Here is a 23,592-nt window from a genome sequence, read left to right on the forward strand (position 1 = left end):
GCCGCCACAGGCAGCGTCCAGCGCCCGCTCAGGCCGACAACAAGCCCTTGGCGACGCGTCGAGTGAAGCGGCAGCGCATCAATCTGCAGGGCGCTTCCGCTTCATTTTTCCGGGTCGCGGAGGCTGGCGGCTTTTCGTCGGGTTTGAGCGCCAGTTTGACTTGCGAGGGTTGCGCCAACCCGTCGCAGAAGCACAGATTCCACGATTTTTCATGACGTGGATCATGAAACCTCCTTGGGCCTCCTCCAACAGTGGCCGTTCCGCCCGGAGACCCTTTACGATGCCGGATCCGCTTCGACTTTGGTCTTGCAACCTCTGGTTGCGGCTTTTGTCGCGAAGTTACTGGCCATCGTTGCGGCGGCCCTTCCCCCTATGCTCGCGTGTAACCATGGTCATCGACATGTCGGATTTCTGCGCCCATTGGGACGTTCACGGCAACGTCCAGGTCTGGGCAAACGATCGCGTTGTATCAACCGTGAAGGTCCTGCAACGCGGCACGCCGCAATCATTGCCCGCGGCCGCCGATCGGGTGGAACGCATGGCACGCGACCCCGCGTACCGTTTCGCCATCCTGGCCCTTGTGCACGGCCAGGTCCGACCGGTCAGGCATGCGAAGCCACCATCCGCTTAGCGCTGCGCAAGCCAGCGCTGCTTTTGTGCACGGTTCCGTGCAGCCAGCGCTTGGGCCTCGCGCAAAAGGCCGCGATGTTTGCGCTGGGAGCGCCGTGTGGAGACCGGCCGATGGTCCGATGTCTCCTTGTGGGATGGTGCATCACAGCCGCGGTGAGCATGGCATCGCGTTGACCAGGCGCGCGCATTCCCTCGCACCCCGCGAGCTGCAGCTCCTTGTGTTGACCAAGACCAACGCGCGGCAGACCTGACCATGCGCCTGCGCCTTCAGCTGCTCGCGCGGGGTCTGATCTTCATCCTGCCCGTCCTGCTGGTGACGGTGTGGGGGCTGTGGGCCGAGCGCAATCAATACCTCCAGATCAAGGACCGGGTCGTCGAGGACGCTCGGCGCGACGCGTCGACCGATGCGCAGGCCATCGCCAGTCGCCTTCAAACCCGATTCACCGAGCTGCAGTTTGCCGCCGTCGCCCTGCACGGACCCGACGCTGATCCGCCGTCCCCGGACCCCAAAGCGGTGCAATCCCTGCGACGCCTCATGGTCTGGCATCCCGGTCTTTACGCCGTCAATCTCGAGGCGCCAGACGGCGCCGTCCTGTGGTCGACGGAAGTTCGTCGCCAGGCGCCGTCCGTCGCCGCGCAATCGCTGACACCGCTGGCATCCAATCCCAATTTCCTGCTTGGCGCAAGCCAATCCGTTGGCCCTGCGCGCGTGCACGTCCTGACCATGAAGTATCGGGTGCAAGATGCGCAAGGCCAGACCCGTTACCTCATCAGCGCTCCGTACCGACTGGATCGGCTGCTCGCCTTTTCCGCGCCCGGTAGCCCTTGGGAGCTCACCGCTTTGGACGTACGCAACCATCGCACGCTGGGCGCCTGGCAGCAGGGGCCGGTGGACTTTGCCCCGAAGCCGGCGCACGCCGCTGCGGTTGAAGTCGCGGTGCGAGGTTATCCGCTGATCGTGGACGCGAGTTGGCCATCCGGGCTTGTGTGGCATCGGTATTGGAAGAGCGCGCTGATGCGTTGGATCTTCGAGGCGGGGACCATCCTGCTTCTCGGCCTCGCCAGCTTGAGCGTACGTCGCCAGCTTCGCCAACGCGGACGCGATGCCAGGCGCCAACGCCAGCTGGCGGACTTCAACGCCATGCTGGCGCAAGTCAATCAGACCATCGCACGCGCCGACGACGAGTCGTCCCTTCTCACGACTCTTTGTCAGACCACCGTCAAGCAGGCCAACCTCAAATTTGCCTGGATCGGACGACCAGGGGACGCGCAAGGCGTCGAAGTTCTTGCCGCCTCGAGCAAGGCCCAGGGCCATCCCGACGAACTCACGGGCGCCCGTTACCCCGATGTGGCGGCGGCTCGGGAGGCCGTCGGGCGAGCGTGGCGCGAAGGGCGCAGCGTGCGCATGCCAGTCGTTGACTCGCCACAATCCGCGGATCGCGCCGAACCTCCAAACCCCTCCAACATCCGCTCCATGGCCGTTTTACCCATCCGCCGCAGCGGCAGCATGTGGGGGGTTTTTGCGATGTACAGCGCACGCGCTGGGCTCTTCGGCAGCATGGCGGAGTCCTTGCTCGACCGGCTGGCCTCCGATGTCTCCAGCGCCCTCGATCGCATCGACCTTGCGCAGCGCGCACGCCATGCTGCATTGTTGCGTGAGGCGCTTCTGGACAACGCGGTTGCCGGCATTGCGCTGACGCGGGGGCGCCGCATTGTCGATACCAACTCGCGATTTGCAACCCTGCTGGGGCACCCCGACAGGACGGCGTTGATCGGTCAGGCAACCGGCATTCTCTACCCCGATGAAAGCGAATTCGCGCGGATCAAGGCCCTGTATCCGGAACTTTACGCGAAAGGCGCCGTCCAGCTGACGAGCGTACGCCTGCGGCGCTTTGATGGGGGCCTCATCACGTGCGACCTGTCGGGCGGCGTTGTGCAGGACGTCAAACAGGCCCTCGCCGTCTGGACCATCGTCGACGTGACCATGCGGGATCGGCTGCAGGCGCAAATCGAGCACGAGGCTCTGCACGACCCGCTGACGGGGCAGCCCAACCGACGGGCGCTGGAAGCGCATCTGCCCAAGGCGATCGCGCGTGCACAGCGCAACGGCACAGCTCTGGCTGTGGGCATGATCGACCTGGATGATTTCAAGCCAGTCAATGACACGTGGGGCCATGAGGCCGGTGATGCGCTTCTCCAGGAATTGGCCAAACGACTACGAGCCGAGTTGCGCGTGTCGGATGCGCTCGCCAGACTTGGAGGCGATGAGTTCATCGTCGTGATCGAAGATCTGGACCCATACCAAACGACAGCCGAACTTGCCCGGATTGCCGAGCGACTGCATCACGCAGTGGAAACCTCGGTGAGCGTTGCCGCGGGACACACGGCAACGGTCGGCTTGAGCATGGGCCTGGCACTGTTCCCGGCAGACGCCATGGAAGGCGATGCGCTGATGCGTCTGGCCGATGCCGCGATGTACCAGGCCAAGATGCACAAGCATGACGGCACATCCTGGTGGCGCCTGTCCAGCGTGAGTTCAACCGCCCCGGAGCGCGAAACAGGGTTCGATGCCTACGGCCGGGACGCTGCCGTCCTCCTGGACAAAGCCCATGCGCATGTCGCCCATGTTTCAGAGCATTTTATCGACGCGTTCTACGCCGACCTGGGTCAAGAGCCCCTGTCCAAGGACATTCTGGCGAACCTTGGCACCACGGACCTCGCGGCGCTCAAACAACGCCAGGCCGATCACCTCCGCCTCATGCTCGCCCCTGACACGACTCTGGCGGACGTGCAACAGGCGGCGAAGCGTCTGGGCCGCACCCACGCCCTGGTTGGCGTCAGTAGCGCGCTGCTGGTGCATTCCATGGCCTTGTACCGAAGACTGCTGACGGACCATCTGAACCAAGTCCTTTTGCCGGCGCGGGAGCGCTACCGGATTTTGCTGGTCGCCGAAAGACGCCTTCAGGACGACATGCAAACGCAATTGCATGTTGCTGATGCAACCATCGGTGCCTATCTGGACGTCCTGGCGACCCCCCTCCCGAGGTATGGACGCTTACTCGCCGATGTTCGCCCCCTGGAGCTTGCGGCCCTCGCGCAACTCCCCGGAATTCTTGGAGCACTCCTGATGCGCCCGAACACGCTCGGGGCACTCTCGGTCGAGAACTGCGCCGGCTCGCGAGGGGAGGACATCGCAGCGGTCCTTCGCGCCCCCGAGTCGCAGATTGTGATCCATGACCCGGCCGATCCGCGCAGCACCAACGTCATCGCCCAAGCCTGGCGGCGCGGTGAGATCACAGGACTGGCGTCTTTCACGCGCGATCCCAGCCATGCCTTTTGGCGCGAATCGGCGCAGGCGCTCGGCCTGCGATCCGTGCTTGCCATTCCGCTAAGCGACGCATCGGACCATATTGTCGCCGTGCTTGCACTGTACGGCGCCTATCCGGGTCAGTTCGAATCGGCGGTGATGCGGCAAATCGCTCGGGGAATCCAGCAGCGCTGGGAACAGGTGGGGTTGCGCTGCAGCGCGCCCGCGACCGTCGTGACACAGGAACGTGCGGAGATTTTGCGCCAGCAGCTTTTTTCGGGCGGCTTGCGCATGTTCATGCAACCCATCGTTGACTTGCGCAGCAGCCAGCTGATCAAGGTGGAGGCACTGGCTCGCTTGGAGCTGCCTGACGGGTCGATCATTGCGCCTGGTGTGTTCCTTCCCCTACTGGGGGAGACCGAGTTGAGCCGTCTCTTCCGCATGGGGCTGGACATGGCGCTTGCGCATCTCACTTTGTGGGATGCACAAGGTCTGCGTATCGGTGTGGCGGTCAACATGCCCCCCAGCGTGCTGCGCGACCCCGAATGTGCAGTGTGGGTCGAGGACATCCTTCGCCTGCACAAGATCGAGGCGGACCGGCTGACCCTGGAATTGCTGGAGACGCAAGCTCTGGAGAGCGGAGCGCAGGATGCAGCCCTCTCTCAGATTAAGCACCTCGGCTGCAAACTCGCCATGGATGACCTGGGCTCGGGCTACAGCAGCTTGCTGCGCCTGACGAGCGTATCGTTCGACATCATCAAGATCGATCAGGCACTGCTCACGCGCATCCGTCAAAACCCCCTTGAGACCTTGGGCCTCATGGTCACCATCATCCAGATGGGGCTCGATCTTCGCCGGGATGTGGTCGTCGAAGGCTTGGAGGATGCCGGAATGATCGAAGCGGCGTTACTCCTGGGTGCGCAATATGGGCAGGGCTTTGGCTTGGCCAGACCCATGCCGCCGGATCAAGTCGTGGCATGGCGCGCCTGCCTCCAAGCGCCAGCAAACCCGTTCAGGATTCGGACCTACCTGGGAGCCCTGGCCTATTCCTGGCTCCGCATGCGCGGCGAAGCGCAGGGACAGTCGTTGGCACCCCACCCGGTGGCGGACTTCTTACGCACGCGCGGCCTCCACACCAGCCCCGCCGCCCAGTGGTACGCCCAGGTCCATGCCAATCCCGGCGACCTCGACACGGCCCGCAAACTGCTGGACTGGTTCGTGGCACAAGTCCAGAAGGAAGGGCCGCATGGTGACGCCTGATGCCCTGGCGGGCGACTCGACGAACGATTCAATTCTGGGCTGCCTCACGTTCAGGTGCTTGGGCACCTCCACTCGGCGAGCGGGAGGCGGCGTTCGCACGCGCGACCATGCCAGGCGCCGCAGCGCTTTGCGCGTCCCGGACCTGTACCTGCCAGAGTTGCCCAAGCGCCCGGGGATCGGCCAGGTGCCAAACGCATGATGCCCATGATCTATCTTGACCACAACGCAACCACCCCCGTGGCAGCCGAAGCTCTCCAGGAGATGCGTGACGTGCTCGAACGCGTCTGGGCCAATCCCTCGTCTGCTCACGGCCCAGGCCAGGCGGCACGGCGCGTGCTGGCGGACGCGCGGACTCGGATTGCACGTTTTCTGGGTTGCGGCCCCACTGAACTGGTGTTCACCAGCGGCGCCACGGAGGCCAATCACATGGCCGTGCTCGGTGCCTGCAATGCGCGCCGCCGCGGGGCCCATTGCGGGCGCCGCAGGCTGGTGCTGTCCGCCGTTGAACATCCATCCATGATGGCGTTGGCCGCACGTGTGCGCGACAGCGGATGTCCGGTCGACGTGATCCCGGTGGACGGTGAAGGCCGCCTCGATCTGCAGGCCGCGCATGCGTTGATCGACACGGACGTAGTGCTGGTCAGTGTGATGGGCGCCAACAATGAAACGGGGGTGCTCATGCCTGTGGCGGAGTTGGCCGAGATCGCCCACGCGCAAGGTGCGCTGCTGCACGTCGACGCCACGCAAGTCGTGGGCAAGAGCGTGCAACGTTTTGCCGTTAGCGCAGCGGATCTATGGTCGGTGTCGGCGCACAAGTTCAACGGCCCGAAGGGGGTGGGAGCGCTCGTGGTGCGCAAGGGGCTGGACTGGCCAGGGCTGCTGGCAGGAAACCAGGAGCGCGGGCGGCGAGGCGGCACCGAAAACCTGCCGGGAATCGCGGGATTCGCCGCTGCTGCCGAGGGTGCGGCGCTCGACTTGGCCGCTGACGTCGATCGCATGACCGCACTGCGCGAGCGTTTCGAATCAGGTCTGAAACAGTGCTCGACGCAACTGAATGCGCCACTGACGATCTATGGCTGCGCCACACAGCGCCTGCCCAATACGAGCTTGGTGCGTTTTGGAGAACTCAAGGCCGGGCGCGTGCTGCGTGCGTTGGAGCGCACAGGGGTGATCGCCGCATCGGGCTCGGCTTGCTGCAGTGGCAGGGACCTGCCGTCCCATGTGCTGCTGGCTCAAGGCGAGAGCCCCCAGCATGCACGTTGTGCGGTGCGGTTTTCGCTTGGACGCCACACCACGTCCGAAGAGATTGACGCGGCACTGCTCGCGGTGCAGCGGGTCCTCGGATCATTGCTGAACACGCGTCACTGACGGCAAGCTCCAGAGCAGAAGCGCGTCGCGGAAATCCTAGCGTTTAAACCTTCACGACACGACCGATAGCCAATGCCGAGGCACATCGGACGGGGCCGGTGCCAACAACACCATAGGCGCCGACCTGCGAACCGCCTTGGAAATGGCAAGGGCAGATCGAGCCATGGCGGATTGGAAACCCAGGGATGCGGATCGGTGGTCATCATGGGCCGCAGGATTCGGGCTGTGCAGCTGGAAACGCGGTCAGTGTCGTTGGACTGATCGCACGCAAGAACAGGGGTCGAGCCCAGCCTGTGAGGTTGAAGTCGTTGCAGATGCGGCCCCCTCGTGCCGATCGTTGGCAACAGGCCGATCAATTTTTCGTTGGCGCCAAGGGTCGACACGACTGACCTGCTGACAGCCGAGTCAATTGGCTGGCCGGACGGCGCCTCCGCGCGTGAACAATTTCACACTTTGCCCAATTTTCGTCTGCCGCCTCTGGCTTGTTTGCGCGAAATCATGGATTTTGCACAGCCCACGGGCCTAGGCTTCGTGTGACACGTGAAGATCACTCCCCTGATGAACCCGATCAAACCAAGGATTGACGCCGAGAATCCCGCGCCATCAATCTCGCCAAGTCCGCCAACCAACGGCTGGCTTGGCGAGATTGACGCAATGATGCAGGATCCTCGTGGTTGGTTTCGACCCCGGACCCTGATGCTCATTGATGCCAAGCGCCCTGAGCAGGATCGCGTGGTCATGCAAGTTGGCCAAGACGAGCAGGGCCGCATCAGGGTGGCCACAGCCGAGGCACTGCGCGCCGGGACGTCCTATTGGATCGAATCGATCCCCGGAGCATCCGACGTGCCCGACGGGCTGTATGTCTTGGAATGCGCGCACCCGGGGCGCCGCCCCGATGACGTCGCAGCGGCGTGCTGGATCAGCACGCTCGCACCCTCCGATCTGACTTCCAGCTTCCTTGCCGCGACGTCACGGTAGGAGCTGACCCATGTTCGAAAAATGGCGCGGCCTGCGCCCGGTCCCTGAGCTGGTGGCGCTGAGTGCGCAGATCCCGGCCACGCATGCGCTGTTCGTGCTCATGGGGGAAGCAAAGGCGATCGGTTTCATGGATCGCACCGTCAACCGCCTTGCGCACAGCGCGGCCTCGGCATCCGGATTGGTCGTCCACCTCGATTCCACATCCCTGCTCGTCTTATTCGAGCAAGCCGAGCAGGCCATGCGCGCCGCAAGGACCATGCGTGCGCATCTGGATCAATGGTGTCGAAATCTCAATGAGCATTTGCGGCTCGCTCTGGATATTGGACTGAGTTGTGGGGCGGTTCTTTGTCGCCCACCGTCCTATGAGGGGGAGGCCCTGCTTCGTGCGGTCTCTTTGGCTACAGGTGCGAACGATGGACAGACTCTGCTCGACGAGGCTGTCGTCGCGCGACTGCCCGAGACGTTCGTCAGCCAACTGCAACCTGCCACCGCGTCTGAACCGGAAGGCGTGCGTCGGGCCTGGATGGTCGCGAACGCGCAGGCACCAGGAACACCCCGCGTTGCCTCCCCCCTGTGGCTCAAGCTGCGCAGTCCTGACGGGCGTGTGAACCTGACACTCGCGCCAGGGCGCCCCATCCGCATCGGCAGAGACCGGCGCGCCGACGTGGTTCTCCATTCCGCTGTCATCTCTCACCAACACGTGGTCATTGCCTGGCGTCATGGGTATTACACGATCTTCGACACCAGCCGCAACGGAACCTGGCTGCAAACCGATCGGACGGGTTCGATAACACGCATTGTCCGCGGCGTGGGTTTACTCGACGGATCTGGATCGTTGCACCTTGGAGAAGAACCTCAAGGCTCTCGACCACCCGACCTTCTGTTCAGTGTCACGCCGCCACTGGCGGGGCACGACCTGACGACCGTCCGACGCGGATCCCGCGAGTCCTTCGCGCTGACCCTTCCGGTCGCATGACCATCCACTCGCCATGACCCACCCTTTCAAGGACCCCACGAGCAGCTTGGTGGACGTCGATTGGGACGACCCTCGCTTGCAGGATTTGTTGCAAAAGATTGAAGGCCTGCGTCTGGACAGCCGCGGCACCTTCAAGGCCAGGTCTGCGCGGCTGCACTTGGGCCTAGACGTCAAGTCGAGCGCTGATTCCTCGGGGGTACCCGTCACCGTGGTGGCGGACTCCGGCCCTGGCCGTCTCGTGATCAAGACTGACTTTGCACTGCAACCGGGTGAGCCGGTGACCCTGGAGCGAAGACTCGCCACGGGTGTCGGCCGCCTGCTGCAGTGTGATGTCGAGCGGTGTCAACCCGGCTCACGCGCCGAGGATCACGGGCAAGGCGTGTTTGTCAGTTGGTTGCGCGAGCACCGGCCACGATGAATAGCGCCTCGTCATGGTGAAACCGTGGATCGACAAACTGGGTGGCAAGCGCTGTATTGGAGACCGAGTTGATCGATCAGCAGACCCAGGTCGAGGCCATCGACCGACTCGTGCGTCTTGGTGTCAAACTGGCGATGGACGATCTCGGCGCCGGTTACTCCAGCCTCAAGCGTCTGTCTGCCTTGCCTTTCGATGTGGTCAAGATCGACAAGGATCTGCTCAGCGAATGGCGCCTCTCGCCCCTGGAGACCGTTGGTCTGATCTCCACACTCATCGAGACGGGGCAGGACCTGAATCGAACGGTGGTGGTCGAAGGGTTGGCAGACGTCGGCATGGTCGAAGCGGCGATGGTACTGGGCGCCACCAAGGGCCAAGGTTATGCGCTGGCGCATCCCATGCCCGCGGACGCTGTTCCGGATTGGATCCGCCAGTTCCGGATGCCGGCGGTGCCAGGCACGATTCACACTCTTCTTGGGGCACTGGCGAACCACTGGGCGGTGATGCACTCCCGCCGCTTGGCGCAGACCCTGTCGCTTGATCATGCACAGACCACACTTCTATTCATGGAACAGGGATGGCAAGACACCGAAGCTGCCGCCTGGACGGCCCACAAATTCAAGCGGGTACGGACGTTGCCAATGCTTCGCACAAGCTTTTGCAATGGCTTGTGGCACGCGTGAAGGAGAATCGAACGCCGTGAAGCGAACGTTTTCGAGGAGGAATGAGCTTGCCACCCAAGCGACCCACTGTCGCGGAGTGCGATGTCCGCACAAGCGCGTTCAGAGCGCAAGGCGCTTGACGTGGCGCGCGGATTCACAAGCGGAACGCTCGAATCGCGCCAGGTTCACCGGGTGTGGCCAAATTCACACATTTGCTTATTTCTTGGATGGCATGGATGACGGTGACCTCGCATTTCGGCCAGACTGAGTCCAGTCATTCGATTGATGTCTTGCAGCGCCAGCGCCCGACATTTCCATCAGAATTCTGGACCCTCGGCAGCATGCCCACCACTCAGCGAAACTCTCACTGTCGAGGTAAGCGATGCAAATTCTGATGGAGTTCCTGCAACTCACTGCCGATGAAGTGCAGGCCTTGGTGGCGGGCGCGCCACAATTGCTCAGCAGGCTGGACGCGTTTGCGAGGACCTTTGCTGAGCAAATCCAAGCGCAGGCCGACGACGAGGGTGCATTGGCTGGGCTCAGCAAGGATCAGCGCCTCGAGCTGGCAAGCATGCAGACCGATCATTACCGCGAACTGCTGGCCTCGGAGTACACGCAGCAACTGCAGCACCGCATGGTGGAGATCGGGGCGTTGTACTACCGCTGGGGTCTGCCACCCATGTGGATCATGACCACATCGTCGCTGTTTGCCGCCGAGTTCGAGACGTTTGCCGCCGATCTGTCGCTGGCTCAACGCCGCCCACTCATGGGCGCCTTGTACAAGCGCTTGCGCCGCGACGAGGCCTGGCAGATGGAAGGCTATCGACAGGCGGCCGAACGCGTGCGACGCCAGCTTGAGCGCAGCCCGTTGCGCGACGCCCTGACCGGCTCGCTCAACGGCGATGTACTCCAGGAAATGCTGCCCAGCGCCCTGGCTCGCGCGCGTCGGCATGGCAGCAAGGTCTTGGTGGGATTGCTGGAATTCGATGACTACAGCGCCCTGACCGCGGCGCAGGGCAACGCGGTGGGCGATGCCGTGCTGCAGCAGCTTGCCGACCGGCTGCGCAATGCACTGCGCAAGACCGATCTTGTGGTGCGACTCGAAGGCGACCGCTTTGCCGTGGTGCTCGAAGATATTTACCGCATCGAGGCCGTCGCGCCCCTGCTTGAGCGCCTGCAGATGGACTTGAACCTGCCCTACACGCTGTCGGATACGGTGCTGTGGCAATGTCCGCTGAGCATCGGCATCACGGTGTTCCCCGATGACAACGTCGACGCGCCGGAGCTGTTGCGCCATGCCCAGCAGGCCATGCACAACGCCCGCACCAGCAAGTCCCACCGCGAGTGCTTCTGGTCCTTCTATGACCGCGAAGTTGATGCGCTGATAGCTGAGGCGCAAAGGCTCGAGCATTGACGTCCCCATTCCGGCCCCCCTTCTGGGGCGCAGGCGGTTGGTACCCTGACGGCCAACCCAGCCCATCATTCGACGGTCGCCAGAGCGCAGCATGGCGATCGCCAATGCATGGCTGATTTGTCTTTTGCACGATCGACGCGCGGTCTCTTGCCGTCGATGGCGCAATGTCACGTTCAGCCCATGACCGCCCGGCCCATGGCCCGATCGTTGATGTTGCCGCGCACCATAAAACCAGACTTTGTTTGATGCGAGTCAACCTTGCTCGGGGACCGGATCGGGACAATATCACCAATACCGCCAATTGAATGAAGTGGCCGCGGCCATCAATGCCGCTTCCAACGATCGTTCACTTCGCCAAACTCACCGAAGATCCACAAGCTCCGCTGAATCGGCAGGCGCTCTGTCTGACCGGGTCGACATCGCTTCCTTCAAAAACAGCGTTCCCCATCGTTGGCCAGAAGATGACGATGCAACCCATTCAAGACACCACATCTCTTCAATTTTGAGCCGCGGACATTCACGATCAGCGCCTCCTCAAACTGACCTTCGGCAAGGCGTGAGATCTTGATGCAATTGGCGCGTGGCCTCCTGCTCCGAGCATTGCATGATCAGACGCTTCTGCAGGCGAGTGTCGATGATGTGTGGCCATGGGTTAACCCGCCCCAATATCGGTGGGTCACGAACCCCGCCGACGGTGACATCATTGGTCGCGTACCGTCTCCAGGCGCTTGCGAAGCTACCAAGGTTGTGAACGACGCGAGCATTGCTTGGCCTGCTTGGCGCCGCTCTTCGGCCCAGCAACGCGCCGCGCTGCTGCGGCGGTGGCATGACTTTGTTCTGATTCACGCCGACGATTTGGCGCGCATCATCACCAGTGAACAAGGAAAACCACTTGTCGAGGCGCATGGCGAGGTGATCGCCGGCGCTGCATATCTCGAATGGTTCGCCGAAGAGGCCAAACGCATGGGTGGGGAGACCCGAGCCGGCGACAGCTCGGCAATGCGGTTCATCACCGTGCGGCAGCCCGTCGGTGTATGCGCTGCGATTACGCCGTGGAATTTTCCACTCTCGATGATCACGCGCAAGGTGGCTCCGGCGCTTGCGGCCGGGTGCCCGGTGATCGTCAAACCTGCCGAGCAGACGCCATTGACAGCACTGGCACTCCGAGAGCTGGCGCACCGAGCTGGCATTCCTCCAGGCGTTTTCAATGTGCTCACGGCCGATGCAGCAGAGTCCGTTGCCATCGGACGCATGCTTTGCTCCCATGCTGCAGTCCAACATATCTCATTCACGGGGTCGACGGAGGTTGGCCGTGCCCTGATGAGGCTGGTCGCTCCTAGCCGCAAAAGGCTTGCGCTTGAACTTGGAGGCCATGCGCCCTTCATCGTCTTTGATGACGCCGACTTCGATGCCGCCATCCAAGGTGCGATGAGCAACAAATTTCGCAATGGCGGGCAGACCTGTGTCGGGGCCAACCGCCTGTACGTGCATGATCGGATCTATGATCGACTTTTGGTGGCTCTTGTCCAGGCGACACGGCAATTGAAGGTCGGCAATGGATTAGAGAGCGGGGTCTCGCTTGGCCCTCTCATGCATGAGCATGCTCTACAAAAAGCTGAACGCCACGTCCAGGATGCGCTGAACAAAGGCGCTCGCCTGCTGATCGGTGGCGGACGGCTGAGCGAAGCTTGGGGTTTTGGGAGGCTGCATGCGATCAGACAAGCTCAGTGAGGAGAGGATTGGGGAGATTTTGGCGATCCTCGATGAACTCAAGGCCAGCGGTGCGAGTGCCGAGGTTTTTGCCCAAAGCCATGGCGTCAGCTACGGGCAGCTTCGGGGCTGGCTGTCCCACGCACCGCCCTAGCGTGCGCAGTTGGCAGGGCAGGAGGTGCCTGCGCGAGCGAGCGGGTTCGTGAAGGTGAACCTGCGGCGAAGGTGATTGAAGCCTATGGGTTCAACCGCACGACGATCTACAAATGGCTGCAGGCGGCGATGCAACCGGGCCTTGGCATTCGCGCCCTGCGCTCCACACCCGCCAGGGTGCGACCGCGCACCTTGACACCCAGGCAGGAGGGTCAGGTGTTCCGGTGGGGCAACGGGCGCGACCCTCGGCAATATGGCCTGGACTTTGGGCTGTGGACCCGCGCTGTGGTGGGCGAACTCATCGAGCACAAGTTTGGCATCACGCTGGGGCTGAGTGCCATCGGCGCCTTGTTGGCCCGACTGGGACTCACGCCACAGAAGCCCCTGCAGCGTGCCGACCAGCGTGACCCCGAGGCCATCGAGCGCTGGCAGCGCGAGGTCTTCCCCGACATCGCCCGGCAGGCACGCCAGGACGGGGCCGACATCTTCTTCTGGGACGAGTCGGGCTTTCGTGCCGACACCGTGCTCCTGTCTCAATCCCCGTAGGGAGGGAGGCATCCATCACATCTCCTGTCGAAGACCGAGACCGATTGCCTCGATCTTCAACACAGGACTCACCACATCTCCGCACCCGCGACACCCTCTCCGGAGCGCCTCCCGCGAGAGCACTTTAGTCCTTGGCCAATTTGGAGATGGTGTCCCAGAACCCAATTGCGTTACTGATGAGTCGTTGTCAGTTGAGAAGGCTCGGGAAGTGTGACCCAGAACAGTCCTTGAGTAGTTGCTCAGCAGCGACATTCGCGAGCTAACTTGACGAAACCCTGAAGATAGTCCGTGGCAACTTCCGCTTTCCGGTAACCAATGAAGATTTGTTTGGCGATCCCCTTCTGTCCCAACCGCACGGGAACGACAGCAAAGTGAGATGCCTGTTCATCGACGAGCCAACGGGGCAGCGCCGCAACGCCACGCCCGCTGGCAACCATCTGCAGCATGATGTCGGTGGTCTCGATTGTCTTGTGCTTGCGCGGAGAGATCCCCGCTGGGGTCAGAAACAGACCGTAGATGTCCAATCGATCAACGCTGACGGGATAAGTCAGCAGGACCTGCTCGCTCAACTGGGAAGGTTTGATCCATACCTGCTGCGCGAAGGGGTGGTCCACACCGACAACCAGGACCTGCTCATAGTCAAATACAGGCTCGAAGACGAGGCCTGGCTTGTGCAGCGGGTCCGGAGTGACCAGCAAATCGATCTCATGGTCGAACAGGGCTCCGATGCCGCCGAACTGGAACTTCTGCTTGACGTCGACATCCACATCGGGCCATGACGACAAGAACGGTGAGACCACCCTCAGCAGCCATTGATAGCAGGGATGACACTCCATGCCGATGCGTAAGGTCCCACGCTCGCCCTGAGCGAACTGCTCCAGGCGCTCCTCGGCCAAGGCGAGTTGCGACAAGACGCGGTTGGCGACGGCCAGGAAGTATTCCCCTGCCTGCGTCAACCGCAGGGTTCGACCGTCGCGAACCCAGATTGCAGTTCCAAGTTGCTGTTCCAGCCTCTTGATCGAATGGCTCAGCGCCGACTGCGTCAGGCACAGGGTGTCGGCTGCGGATGTCAGCGTGCCCACACGGGCGACCTCGCGCACGATGGCCAAATGTATTCGCTCGATCATTGATGACCCATGGTCATATCTTTTTGATAAATGATCATTTTACGTCACACTATGTGCTCGTTACGATGGCGACTCTTATACCCAGAAATCGGTCAAAGACATGGTCACTACCCACAATCTCGGCTTCCCGCGCATCGGGGCCAAACGTGAATTGAAATTCGCCCTCGAGTCCTACTGGAAGGGGTTGTCATCTCGCGATGAACTCGCCTCAGCCGGAGGCGAATTGCGCCAAAAAAACTGGACTGATCAGTCAGGCATCGACATGGTCGCAGCAGGTGACTTCTCTTTTTATGACCATGTGCTCGACATGACCTTCATGCTAGGCAACATCCCCGAGCGCGCGCGGGGGCTCACGGACGATGTTCTGGACAACTACTTCCGCGTTGCACGCGGTCGCTCGGCCAACGTGCGCGGCGGACATGCCGGATGTTGTGCCGAGGTAGCCGCTGGCGAGATGACAAAGTGGTTCGATACCAACTACCACTACATCGTCCCCGAATTCACTGCCGACACCACTTTCAAGCTCGACGCCTCGCGCCTGCTCGCTCAGTTGGAGGAAGCACGGCGCGCGGGGTTCAAGGCCAAGCCCGTGATCGTGGGCCCGGTGACGTATCTGGCGCTCGGCAAGACCAAGGATGACTCGGAGCGTCTGGCCCTCCTGCCGCGCCTCGTCACCGTCTATGCCCAACTTCTGGACGCACTGGCCGAACAGGGCGTGGAGTGGGTTCAACTCGACGAGCCGATCCTGGTCACCGAACTTGACCTCGACTGGCAGCAGGCCTTCAACATTGCGTACCGCCGACTGCGCAATGGGCGCATCAAGATCCTGCTCGCGACCTATTTCGGCGAACTCCTGGAGAACCGCTATCTGGCGGCCAATCTGCCCGTCGATGGCCTGCATCTCGACGCCATCAACGGCCGCGAGGACGTGGCTCCTCTGCTGAACCTGCTGGCGCCGTACAAGGTCTTGTCCTTGGGGGTGATCAATGGGCGCAACATCTGGAAGACCGACCTGACCGCTGTGCTTGACTGGCTCGAGCCCATTGCGCAGCGGCTGGGGGATCGGCTGTGGATCGCGCCATCGTGTTCGCTGCTGCATGTCCCGGTCGACCTGAACAGCGAAGACAGGCTCGACGCCGAGGTGAAATCTTGGCTGGCTTTCGCGCGGCAAAAACTCGATGAACTTAAGATCCTTGCCAAAGCGCTGCGGACCGGGCGGGCGTCGGTCGCGGGCGATCTCGACGCCAACAAATCGGCGATCGATTCGCGCCGCAACTCGCCTCGCGTACACAATCCGGATGTCAAGGCGGCGCTGTTCGGAATCACCCCAGAGCTGGGGAGGCGCAAGAATCCTTACTCGCAACGTGCCCCAAGGCAGGCTGAATTGCTGAATCTGCCCGCCTATCCGACCACGACGATCGGATCCTTCCCCCAAACGGCCGAGATCCGGCACGCCCGTAGCGAGTACAAAGCCGGCCGCCTTGACGATGACGGGTACAGGCGAGCGATGCACGCCGAGATCGAACGCTGCGTGCGGGAACAGGAATCCCTGGATCTCGACGTGCTGGTGCATGGCGAAGCCGAGCGCAACGACATGGTCGAGTATTTCGGCGAACAGTTGGAAGGCTACGCGTTCAGCAAGCTCGGTTGGGTACAGTCCTATGGATCGCGCTGTGTGAAGCCGCCAATCCTGTTCGGCGACATCACTCGCCCGAAAACGATGACTGTCGAATGGATTCGGTACGCGCAGTCACTCACGCAGCGCCCGATGAAGGGAATGTTGACCGGTCCGGTCACGATCCTGAACTGGTCCTTCGTGCGTGACGACCAGCCGCGTTCAGCCTCCTGCTACCAGCTTGCGCTTGCGATCCGCCACGAAGTCATGGACCTGGAGAAGGCCGGTGTACGCGTGATCCAGATCGACGAGGCTGCGCTACGTGAAGGACTGCCTTTGCGAAAGTCGCAGTGGGAACGTTATCTCGACTGGGCTGTCGAGTCGTTCCGCATCACCGCCAACGGTGTTGCCGACGAGACGCAGATCCACACCCATATGTGCTACTCGGAGTTCAATGACATCATCGCGTCCATCGCCGACATGGACGCCGACGTCATCACGATTGAAACCTCGCGCTCCGACATGGAGCTTCTGGATGCATTCGACGACTTTAACTACCCCAACGAGATCGGACCGGGTGTCTACGACATCCATTCGCCCAACATCCCGACCCAGGAGCACATTGAATCGCTGATGAAGCTTGCGGCCAAGCGCATCCCCGCCGAACGCCTCTGGGTGAACCCGGACTGTGGCCTGAAGACCCGTCAATGGCAAGAGGTAATCCCGGCTTTGCGCAACATGGTCGCTGCAGCCAAGGAATTGCGCAAAACAGCATAAATGACCTAACGAATCGCGACCTGAATCCCGACGCCCCTTATGGCCGCCATTCAGGAACTCTATGCACAGCCTTGATCTGCCGCGATCTCTTTTAACGGCACCGACATCTTCCTCGTTGGGTTTGATCGTACGGCTCCCCGGCGCAAACGGATTCACCGCAAGATGATTTTCACGTCTTGACCATCCTGACGAATGATGACCGAACCGTCTTCCTGCTCACTGCGACTAGCGACGTTGAGCAATGCGACGGCTTTGCGCAGGATCTCCGCTTTCGAACTCGCGTCGTAGTGGGTCTTCAGCGCTTCGAGCGTCTGATCAAGTTTCGGATCGACATTGAACGTGGTGACAGCCATGATGACTTCCTTGAGGATTTGTGTGAAATATATTTAGATTTCACATGTCTAACACGTTCGGGCCTGCTCAAGACTGGCTTCTCAATGTTTTCATCGCGCCGGCTGTTGACGCCGACGCCAAAATGAACAGGCTGTCGATCGAAGCCATGACCAAGCCGGTGGCTTGATTGGCCGGGCGGAGAAGCGCTCTGCATGATGCCTGGGCGATCACTGCGGGATCGGCACGCGAGATTTTTTTGCTCAAGCCAACGTCGATGCCGCGAGGCCGGCTCGCGCACTTCGATCCTGGCAAGAGCAGAAATCGCGGAAGACACCGCATGAGCGATCGTTGTCATCGTCGATAGGTTGGCATGATCAGTTTCCGATTAAATCGCGTGAGTTCGCCGGCTGCCAGGCGCCCGGGGCGCCTTCGATATCGATTTATTTGAGCCAAGTCAACTTTCCGGCGTCGGCTGCGGTTTCTAATCACCGCTGCCGCCGCCTTGGTGCGGAGTCTGCCGCATCGAGGGACATCCATGAAGATCATCGTGCTCGGCGCCGGGGTTGTTGGCGTCGCATCCGCGTACTTTCTACGCGAGCAGGGGCACGAGGTGACCGTCATCGAACGTCAAGCCCAGGTCGCGGCACGCACCAGCTTTGCCAATGGAGGCCAGATCTCGGTCAGCGGCGCCGAGCCTTGGGCGAATCCCGGCGTGCCACGGCAGTTGCTTGCCTGGTTGGGGCACGAAGATGCACCGCTGCGTCTGCGCCTGCGCGCCGACCCGCGGCAATGGGCCTGGTGCCTTCGCTTTCTCCAGGAGTGCCTGCCTTGGCGCACTGCGCGCAACATGCGTGAGCTCGTTCAGCTGGGGCTGTATAGCCGCGAGGTCCTGCGCGCGCTGCGCAAACGTCGCGACCTGCACTACGACAAACAGTGCCGGGGCATCTTGCATCTCTACACGGATGCGCGAGCACTCGACGGGGCAGCCCACTGCACCCGCCAGATGCGCGAGCTCGGCTGCGAGAGACGGGTGGTTGGTGTTGCCGAGGCGGTGCGCATCGAACCGGCGCTTGCATCGATGCGCGCACGTCTGGTGGGTGCCACCTATACCGCGGATGACGAATCGGGCGATGCCAACGCCTTCGCGCGCCAACTGGCGGCGAGCTGCGAGCGCGACGGCGTGCGGTTCCGATTCGGCCGCACCGTCACAGCGCTACGCCGATCCGCGGACAGCGTGGATCATGTCGAGCTCACGAACCCCGACGGAAGCTTCGAGCGCATGACGGCTGATGCCTATGTGCTGACCTGCGGGTGCTGGAGCGCGCAGCTCGCCAAGACTGCGGGCCTTCACCTCCCCCTCTACCCGGTGAAAGGCTATTCGGTCACGCTCCCGGTCGCCGATGCCGGCGCTGCCTGGCAGGTATCGCTGACCGACGAGCAGCACAAACTCGTCTTCTCGCGCCTGGGTGACCGACTGCGGGTGGCGGGGACGGCCGAGGTCGGCGGCTGGACGCGCGAGTTGGACAGCCAGCGTTGCGCGGCGATTGTGGCGCAGGTCAACACGATGTTTCCAGGCGCAGCAGATGTCTCCCGCGCCCGTTACTGGGCCGGATTGCGACCGATGACCCCGGGCAACGTGCCCATCGTCGGTCGCAGCCGACTGCGCAATCTCTATCTCAACACGGGCCATGGCAGCCTCGGCTGGACACTGGCCTGCGGCTCGGCGGCCGGCCTGGCAAGCATCGTTGGGGGCCGCCGACCCGACGTGGCCTTCGCCTTCACGGGAACCTAGCATCCGCCGGCGGCGGATCATGCATCGGTAGGAACGCTCAAGATGATCAACAAACAGGAATCAGCTCGCGACGCCGGATGGTCGGTCGATGGCGTCACGCTGCACAGCCGACTGCTGCTCGGCAGCGCCAGCTACCCCTCGGCGCAGAGCATGCGCGACGCCATCGTGGCCAGTGAGGCCGAGATCGTCACCGTCGGCCTCAAGCGGATCGCCAGCGGCGGCGAGGACCAAAGTTTTGTGCCGACCCTGCTCGACACGCTGCGCGAAAGCGGCGGGCGGCTGCTGCCGAACACCGCCGGGTGCTACGACGCGCGCAGCGCGATCGAGACCGCCATGATGGCGCGCGAAATCTTCCAAACCAACTGGGTCAAGCTTGAGGTCATTGGCGATCGCGACTCGCTGCAACCCGACCCGGTGGAGCTCGTCGAGGCTGCGCGTGTGCTCGTGCGCGACGGATTTGTGGTCTGGCCCTATTGCACCGACGACGTGGTGAGCTGCAAGCGCCTGCTCGACGCTGGTTGCGCCGTGCTCATGCCGTGGGGGGCGCCGATCGGCTCCGGCCAAGGACTGTTGAACCCGTTCGCCCTGCAGGCGCTGCGCAAGAGCATGCCGCAGGCGACCCTAATCGTCGATGCCGGCATTGGTGCGCCGTCGCATGCCGCGCAGGCCATGGAGCTCGGTTTCGATGCCGTCCTGCTGTGTTCAGCCGTGTCGCGGGCGCGCGACCCGGTGGAGATGGCTGGTGCGTTTGCCGCCGCGGTGCAAGCCGGTCGCAGCGCCTGGCGGGCCGGCGTGATCGGAAAGAGCGAGCGCGCGATACCCAGCACGCCAGTGGGAGCATGATGCGACGTGGCGACGCGTCACGGCGTAGGGTAGGACGGGCGGCCCACCCCATCTAGGCCGGACCGATTGGCCCCCTCCACAGTTCGCGCCTCATGGCGCCCAAACGCGTGGCGTTGAGCAGCGGTGACGAGCCCTTTTTGCTGCCTCGATTTGCCACCGGAGATGTTGCCGCCGACACGGGATGGAGCTGACAGAGCAGCGTGTTCCGCGCCATCCGCGACCAGCCTCGATTGCCATAGCCCATTCATCTGGCTGGTTATTCACGGCAGCCGCATGGTCACGGCCTCGCTCGGCAGCATGGTCAGGGCAGCGGCAGCATCTTCTGCGTCAGAATGCGCCCGGCACGCTGCAACAGGAGTTCGCTGGAGTTACATGGACGCTCCAGTTTGCCAGGCTTTCGGTTCATGATGATCAGAAGAAGGAAAAATTGCTCCCATACATTCGGACTTCCAGCGCCAGATGGACTCGCTTTCTCTGATGGGTTTTGCTGGTCAGCATTTCGATCGCTTACACGCGCTCTGGGCGCCTTGTCTGGCTTGCGATGCGCCGACCACGGTCTTGCCTGTTGTGCCATCAGTTCGAAATCGTCGGAGCGAACGTGGTGCAGTCTCCTTCACGGTGTGATTCCTCGATACGCTTGTGGACGGCCCGGTGACGCGGCTGCCGTAGCAGCTGCGTCACCGGGCCGGAGCTGCCGATCGTGTGCCAGAAACGTTCAAACGGCGCGGGCAGTCTTGTTGGCTAGCGCCACGGCCGCGATGTTCTTGTTCCGACGCGAGGTCACAGCGAAGACCCAACTCCTCAGGTCGCCTTCTGTCTCGCACGGTAAATCACGGATCGCGCCCCATGGATCAAAAGCGTACGCACGTACGCCTCGCCCCGCTTGCTCATACCCAGCAGGTTCTGCTTGCCGCCGCTGGAATGGTGTCGGGGCACCAGACCGAGCCACGCTGCAGCGTTGACGCTCATTGTCAAAGTTCCTCGCGTCGCCAAACGTGGCGAGCAGCGCGCTCGCTGGAAGAGGGCCGATAGCTGGGATCTTCTCCAGGCGCTGGCTCATCTCGTTATCCCGATGCCTCGCCTTGCTTTGCATCTCGATCTCTTCGACCTGCTGATGCAGCAGTCGCAGATGCTCGAGGAGCCGATCCATGAGCTGGCGGAACGAGCCCTGGAGCTCGCTGCTTGCATCCTCCATCAATTCAGGAGCGCGCTGCGTGATGTACGCGATGCACTGGGCTACAACAATCCCGAATTCACCCAACAACCCGCGGATCTGGTTGGCCTGCGCGGTGCAGGCCTTGACGAAGCCCTGGCGCACCCGGTGCGGCGAGAGTACTGACTGCGGCTCGATGCTCTTGATCGGGGCGAATCGCATCGAGGGCCGGCGGAGCGCCTGAAGGTCGCGCATCGAACGCAACTCTGCTTCGCGCATGACCAGAGCCTGGGTGGTAAGGATGCCCTCCTTGCCCGCGCCTTGGAGATCGCGCGCCAAGGCTAGCCAATCCGCGAGATTCATCTCCCCAGCGTCGTGAGCAGATCAACTCCCCCAATACGTCGGTGTCAGCCACCGTGTTGGCGACATGTGCGTAAAAATCCGTCAATACGGATCTGGGCACCAATACTGGCCTGAGCCCACGGTGAGTGGGATTCTTGCGGGAGTTTCGATTTCTGGCATGCCCACTCTCCAGAAAACTTTGTGCCGTCAGGTCCGGCGAGTCACCGCCATGGCCGGTCATACGCGCCGAGAGTGTGCTGCTGGCCCTCGGCCCAGCGGTTCAGCTGCTCGGACCATGCGGGGAGGACTGCATAGCGATTGGATGAGACCGCCAAGTCGATGGCGGCTCGCCAGACCCGTGTGACTTCGGCAACGTAACTGGGGCTGCGCTGGCGGCCCTCGATCTTAATGGCCTTAACGCCTGCATCAATCAACTGCGGCAGCAACTCCAGGGTGTTCAAACTGGTGGGTTCTTCCAGCGCATAGTCGCGCACACCATTGACCTCGAATCGACCCTTGCACAATGTCGGGTAGGCGCGAGGCTCATCAGACGCGTACCGATCGATCAAAACATCGTTCAAGCGCGCCTCCACGGCGCCGGCCCGTTCGATCCAACGCACTGCAGAGGGTGGCGAGCAAACGCCAGCATTGTTGGGGGACTTCCCGGTGGCGTAGGACGACAACGCGCAACGGCCTTCAACCATCACACACAAACTGCCGAAGCCGAACACCTCGATGTCAACGCCGGCATTCCGGATGACATGTGCGACCTGCGATAAGGTCAGTACCCGGGGAAGAACTGCGCGTTGAATGCCATAGCGCTCACGGTAAAACGCTATAGCTGCATAAGTCGTTGCCGAAGCCTGCACGGACAGGTGAAGCCGCATGACCGGGTGTTGACGCCGCGCATGGGCCATCACCGCGGTATCCGCCACGATCAGTGCATCGGCGCCCAATTCGACTGCGCGATCGACAGCGCGGAACCAGGGTGAGGTGTCATCAGCGCCGGCAAAGGTGTTGAGCGCCATCAGAACGTTGACACCGTGTTCATGGGCGTAAGCGACGCCAGCGCGAATCTGTCCGTCATCGAAATTCAGTCCCACGAAGTTACGCGCATTGGTGGCGTCGCGCAGCCCCAGATACACAGCGTCCGCACCGGCATCCACCGCCATTTGCAGTGCACGCAAGGACCCTGCGGGGCAGACCAGTTCAGGTCGGTTTTTTACGGTGGATTGCATCGATGTCATCAAGATTCCTCCATTGTGCGGCGCTGCTCATCGCAGCGCAAAGCCCGGCATTTGCGTGCTCAGGAGTCGCACCGTAGGGCTCTCGAGATTCAAGCTTGCCTGACTCGCACCCAACTGTCCCGGCAAACGACAAGCTTGAACAACCCAATGGCGTACACCGCGAGCCGCAAGATCCGTGCCCATGGACAGAAGCTCGGTTTCGCTAAAAAGACCCGGATGCCAGGTTGTCCTGCATTCGTAGGCCACTCCATGGGTCAAGACCCGCCTCAGGGACTCCCGTGCCCGCTCGCCACTGCCAGGAACACCAGTGATGGCGTCGTAACTCAGCCAAGGAGCCTTAACGTCCAAACCCACCCAATCGATTAGATGCAGGACTGTGGCAAGGCGCTCCGGGTACATACCTGCCGTATGCAAGGCCACTTCAAAACCCAGGCGTCGGACTTGTTGCATGGCATCGGGCAACGCCGCCTGCAATGTGGGTTCTCCTCCGGAAAATACGACGCCGTCGAGTAAGCCCCGCCGCCGCTCCAGGAAAGCCATGACAGCAGCCCAGGGCATCGTGAGCGCACCCCCGCCAGCATCAAGAAGATTGGGGTTGTGGCAGTAACCGCAGCGCCATGGGCAGCCTTGGCAAAAAACCACCGCAGCGAGACGCCCGGGGAAATCGATAGTGGTTAGCGCGGTGATCCCGCCGACGCGCAGCATGTCCATGCCACGATCTCAAGTTATGCGTCCAGGGCACAGCGTTGTTCAGCGAAGAACAGGCGCTCGTGATGCTCCCCCTTTTTGCCAACGTTAAAACTTGACACGGGTCGGTGATAGCCCATGACGCGTGTCCAGACTTCGCAAGGCTGGCGTTCCGTATCGAGCAATTCGACTGCTTCCGTGCTCGCCGGGATGGTATGAGACGCTTGTGTCATTGCTTTTCTCCTGGGTTTATGGTG

21 protein-coding genes and 1 pseudogene are annotated in these 23,592 nt (G+C 62.2%); 16 read left to right on the forward strand and 6 right to left on the reverse strand.

Going from position 1 to position 23,592, the window contains the following annotated elements; genetic code table 11:
* The first annotated feature begins 400 nt into the window (after positions 1-400).
* From CD04_RS0112615 to CD04_RS0112685, 11 genes and pseudogenes are all read left to right on the forward strand, one after another.
* A complete protein-coding gene (locus CD04_RS0112615; RefSeq protein WP_156030258.1) occupies positions 401-631 on the forward strand; it encodes a hypothetical protein in 231 nt (76 codons plus the stop codon).
* A gap of 252 nt (positions 632-883) precedes the next feature.
* Positions 884-5,197 carry an EAL domain-containing protein gene (locus CD04_RS22660; protein WP_051849155.1) on the forward strand — a complete coding sequence of 1,438 codons (4,314 nt, stop codon included), beginning with the start codon at positions 884-886 and terminating at the stop codon, positions 5,195-5,197.
* Positions 5,198-5,401: 204 nt separating this feature from the next.
* The gene (locus tag CD04_RS0112630; protein WP_031407298.1) at positions 5,402-6,565 is read left to right on the forward strand and encodes a cysteine desulfurase family protein; all 1,164 of its coding nucleotides are present in this window, start codon (positions 5,402-5,404) and stop codon (positions 6,563-6,565) included.
* A 558-nt stretch (positions 6,566-7,123) separates the two neighbouring features.
* Positions 7,124-7,543, forward strand: a complete 420-nt coding sequence (locus CD04_RS0112640) for a hypothetical protein (RefSeq protein ID WP_031407302.1) — start codon at positions 7,124-7,126, stop codon at positions 7,541-7,543.
* A gap of 10 nt (positions 7,544-7,553) precedes the next feature.
* Entirely contained in the window at positions 7,554-8,519 is a 966-nt protein-coding gene (locus tag CD04_RS0112645) for an FHA domain-containing protein (protein ID WP_031407304.1), read from the forward strand.
* 13 nt (positions 8,520-8,532) lie between these two features.
* Positions 8,533-8,937 carry a hypothetical protein gene (locus CD04_RS0112650; RefSeq protein WP_031407306.1) on the forward strand — a complete coding sequence of 135 codons (405 nt, stop codon included), beginning with the start codon at positions 8,533-8,535 and terminating at the stop codon, positions 8,935-8,937.
* Positions 8,938-9,005: 68 nt separating this feature from the next.
* Positions 9,006-9,617, forward strand: coding sequence for an EAL domain-containing protein (locus tag CD04_RS22665; protein ID WP_197033094.1), 612 nt, complete (start codon positions 9,006-9,008; stop codon positions 9,615-9,617).
* Positions 9,618-9,978: 361 nt separating this feature from the next.
* On the forward strand, positions 9,979-11,010 hold the full coding sequence (locus tag CD04_RS0112665) for a GGDEF domain-containing protein (RefSeq protein ID WP_081857928.1): 1,032 nt from the start codon (positions 9,979-9,981) through the stop codon (positions 11,008-11,010).
* A 567-nt stretch (positions 11,011-11,577) separates the two neighbouring features.
* A complete protein-coding gene (locus tag CD04_RS0112675) occupies positions 11,578-12,741 on the forward strand; it encodes an aldehyde dehydrogenase family protein (RefSeq protein WP_051849157.1) in 1,164 nt (387 codons plus the stop codon).
* Positions 12,719-12,874 (forward strand): hypothetical protein, encoded by a 156-nt coding sequence (locus tag CD04_RS21855; protein ID WP_231480575.1) that lies wholly within the window; start codon positions 12,719-12,721, stop codon positions 12,872-12,874. Before CD04_RS0112675 ends, CD04_RS21855 begins: the two co-directional genes overlap by 23 nt.
* Positions 12,850-13,398, forward strand: a pseudogene (locus tag CD04_RS0112685) (winged helix-turn-helix domain-containing protein); the annotation flags it as partial. The gene CD04_RS21855 and the pseudogene CD04_RS0112685, both read left to right, overlap by 25 nt.
* 260 nt (positions 13,399-13,658) lie before the next feature.
* Here the strand turns inward: CD04_RS0112685 and CD04_RS0112690 are convergent.
* Positions 13,659-14,546 carry a LysR family transcriptional regulator gene (locus CD04_RS0112690; RefSeq protein WP_031407318.1) on the reverse strand — a complete coding sequence of 296 codons (888 nt, stop codon included), beginning with the start codon at positions 14,544-14,546 and terminating at the stop codon, positions 13,659-13,661.
* A 100-nt stretch (positions 14,547-14,646) separates the two neighbouring features.
* On the opposite strand from CD04_RS0112690, the gene metE reads away from it, so the two are divergent.
* On the forward strand, positions 14,647-16,938 hold the full coding sequence (gene metE, locus CD04_RS0112695) for a 5-methyltetrahydropteroyltriglutamate--homocysteine S-methyltransferase (RefSeq protein WP_031407319.1): 2,292 nt from the start codon (positions 14,647-14,649) through the stop codon (positions 16,936-16,938).
* A gap of 152 nt (positions 16,939-17,090) precedes the next feature.
* Here metE and CD04_RS0112700 read toward each other — a convergent pair whose 3' ends face one another.
* Positions 17,091-17,291, reverse strand: coding sequence for a hypothetical protein (locus tag CD04_RS0112700; RefSeq protein WP_031407321.1), 201 nt, complete (start codon positions 17,289-17,291; stop codon positions 17,091-17,093).
* A 44-nt stretch (positions 17,292-17,335) separates the two neighbouring features.
* Here CD04_RS0112700 and CD04_RS25040 point away from each other — a divergent pair, with 44 nt between their 5' ends.
* From CD04_RS25040 to CD04_RS0112715, 3 genes are all read left to right on the forward strand, one after another.
* Positions 17,336-17,458 (forward strand): hypothetical protein, encoded by a 123-nt coding sequence (locus CD04_RS25040; protein WP_255333618.1) that lies wholly within the window; start codon positions 17,336-17,338, stop codon positions 17,456-17,458.
* 348 nt (positions 17,459-17,806) lie between these two features.
* On the forward strand, positions 17,807-19,063 hold the full coding sequence (locus CD04_RS0112710) for a D-amino acid dehydrogenase (protein ID WP_031407322.1): 1,257 nt from the start codon (positions 17,807-17,809) through the stop codon (positions 19,061-19,063).
* 42 nt (positions 19,064-19,105) lie between these two features.
* A complete protein-coding gene (locus CD04_RS0112715; protein ID WP_051849158.1) occupies positions 19,106-19,906 on the forward strand; it encodes a thiazole synthase in 801 nt (266 codons plus the stop codon).
* An 801-nt stretch (positions 19,907-20,707) separates the two neighbouring features.
* Here CD04_RS0112715 and CD04_RS25265 read toward each other — a convergent pair.
* Positions 20,708-20,875, reverse strand: coding sequence for a transposase (locus CD04_RS25265; RefSeq protein ID WP_369792807.1), 168 nt, complete (start codon positions 20,873-20,875; stop codon positions 20,708-20,710).
* Between CD04_RS25265 and CD04_RS25270 the strand changes: the two genes are divergently transcribed.
* On the forward strand, positions 20,865-21,245 hold the full coding sequence (locus CD04_RS25270) for a hypothetical protein (protein ID WP_369792808.1): 381 nt from the start codon (positions 20,865-20,867) through the stop codon (positions 21,243-21,245). The genes CD04_RS25265 and CD04_RS25270 overlap by 11 nt on opposite strands.
* 377 nt (positions 21,246-21,622) lie before the next feature.
* Here the strand turns inward: CD04_RS25270 and CD04_RS0112735 are convergent, their stop codons facing one another.
* Genes CD04_RS0112735 through nrdD form a run of 3 tightly spaced genes read right to left on the reverse strand, consistent with a single transcriptional unit; the run spans position 21,623 to position 23,568 of the window.
* A complete protein-coding gene (locus tag CD04_RS0112735; protein WP_031407328.1) occupies positions 21,623-22,639 on the reverse strand; it encodes a peptidase U32 family protein in 1,017 nt (338 codons plus the stop codon).
* 36 nt (positions 22,640-22,675) lie between these two features.
* The gene (locus CD04_RS0112740; RefSeq protein ID WP_038167788.1) at positions 22,676-23,359 is read right to left on the reverse strand and encodes an anaerobic ribonucleoside-triphosphate reductase activating protein; all 684 of its coding nucleotides are present in this window, start codon (positions 23,357-23,359) and stop codon (positions 22,676-22,678) included.
* A 14-nt stretch (positions 23,360-23,373) separates the two neighbouring features.
* Positions 23,374-23,568 (reverse strand): anaerobic ribonucleoside-triphosphate reductase, encoded by a 195-nt coding sequence (gene nrdD, locus CD04_RS25045; protein WP_031407332.1) that lies wholly within the window; start codon positions 23,566-23,568, stop codon positions 23,374-23,376.
* Positions 23,569-23,592 lie beyond the last annotated feature (24 nt).

The sequence above is a fragment of the Thiomonas sp. FB-Cd genome, from assembly GCF_000733775.1.
Taxonomy (GTDB): Bacteria; Pseudomonadota; Gammaproteobacteria; order Burkholderiales; family Burkholderiaceae_C; genus Thiomonas_A.

Excerpts from the sequence above, each read along its gene's own strand:
- CD04_RS0112710 (WP_031407322.1), top strand. The coding sequence starts at position 17,807 with ATGAAGATCATCGTGCTCGGCGCCGGGGTTGTTGGCGTCGCATCCGCG.
- nrdD (WP_031407332.1), bottom strand. The coding sequence starts at position 23,568 with ATGACACAAGCGTCTCATACCATCCCGGCGAGCACGGAAGCAGTCGAA.
- CD04_RS0112700 (WP_031407321.1), bottom strand. The coding sequence starts at position 17,291 with ATGGCTGTCACCACGTTCAATGTCGATCCGAAACTTGATCAGACGCTC.
- CD04_RS22660 (WP_051849155.1), top strand. The coding sequence starts at position 884 with ATGCGCCTGCGCCTTCAGCTGCTCGCGCGGGGTCTGATCTTCATCCTG.
- CD04_RS0112665 (WP_081857928.1), top strand. The coding sequence starts at position 9,979 with ATGCAAATTCTGATGGAGTTCCTGCAACTCACTGCCGATGAAGTGCAG.
- CD04_RS21855 (WP_231480575.1), top strand. The coding sequence starts at position 12,719 with ATGCGATCAGACAAGCTCAGTGAGGAGAGGATTGGGGAGATTTTGGCG.
- CD04_RS0112615 (WP_156030258.1), top strand. The coding sequence starts at position 401 with ATGTCGGATTTCTGCGCCCATTGGGACGTTCACGGCAACGTCCAGGTC.
- CD04_RS0112640 (WP_031407302.1), top strand. The coding sequence starts at position 7,124 with ATGAACCCGATCAAACCAAGGATTGACGCCGAGAATCCCGCGCCATCA.
- CD04_RS0112675 (WP_051849157.1), top strand. The coding sequence starts at position 11,578 with ATGCAATTGGCGCGTGGCCTCCTGCTCCGAGCATTGCATGATCAGACG.
- CD04_RS25265 (WP_369792807.1), bottom strand. The coding sequence starts at position 20,875 with ATGAGCGTCAACGCTGCAGCGTGGCTCGGTCTGGTGCCCCGACACCAT.
- CD04_RS0112740 (WP_038167788.1), bottom strand. The coding sequence starts at position 23,359 with ATGGACATGCTGCGCGTCGGCGGGATCACCGCGCTAACCACTATCGAT.
- CD04_RS0112645 (WP_031407304.1), top strand. The coding sequence starts at position 7,554 with ATGTTCGAAAAATGGCGCGGCCTGCGCCCGGTCCCTGAGCTGGTGGCG.
- CD04_RS0112735 (WP_031407328.1), bottom strand. The coding sequence starts at position 22,639 with ATGCAATCCACCGTAAAAAACCGACCTGAACTGGTCTGCCCCGCAGGG.
- CD04_RS0112715 (WP_051849158.1), top strand. The coding sequence starts at position 19,106 with ATGATCAACAAACAGGAATCAGCTCGCGACGCCGGATGGTCGGTCGAT.
- CD04_RS25040 (WP_255333618.1), top strand. The coding sequence starts at position 17,336 with ATGTCTAACACGTTCGGGCCTGCTCAAGACTGGCTTCTCAATGTTTTC.
- CD04_RS0112690 (WP_031407318.1), bottom strand. The coding sequence starts at position 14,546 with ATGATCGAGCGAATACATTTGGCCATCGTGCGCGAGGTCGCCCGTGTG.
- CD04_RS0112630 (WP_031407298.1), top strand. The coding sequence starts at position 5,402 with ATGATCTATCTTGACCACAACGCAACCACCCCCGTGGCAGCCGAAGCT.
- metE (WP_031407319.1), top strand. The coding sequence starts at position 14,647 with ATGGTCACTACCCACAATCTCGGCTTCCCGCGCATCGGGGCCAAACGT.
- CD04_RS0112650 (WP_031407306.1), top strand. The coding sequence starts at position 8,533 with ATGACCCACCCTTTCAAGGACCCCACGAGCAGCTTGGTGGACGTCGAT.